The 237-nt window shown below is 49.8% G+C and carries 1 rRNA gene; it reads left to right on the top strand.

What is annotated here, in order from left to right:
- Positions 1-237, top strand: a 16S ribosomal RNA gene (locus IWT5_RS12065); the annotation flags it as partial.

Below are 237 nucleotides of genomic sequence, written 5' to 3'. Positions count from 1 at the left end.
TGCTAATACCGTATAACAACTGAAACCGCATGGTTTCAGTTTGAAAGATGGTTTCGGCTATCACTTCTGGATGGACCCGCGGCGTATTAGCTAGTTGGTGGAGTAATGGTTCACCAAGACAATGATACGTAGCCGACCTGAGAGGGTAATCGGCCACATTGGGACTGAGACACGGCCCAAACTCCTACGGGAGGCAGCAGTAGGGAATCTTCCACAATGGACGAAAGTCTGATGGAG

This window comes from Secundilactobacillus mixtipabuli (assembly GCF_002217925.1).
GTDB classification, from domain to species: Bacteria; Bacillota; Bacilli; order Lactobacillales; family Lactobacillaceae; genus Secundilactobacillus; species Secundilactobacillus mixtipabuli.
The sequence above is the reverse complement of the archived record's forward strand: the minus strand, read 5'-3'. Positions and strand labels throughout refer to the sequence as shown.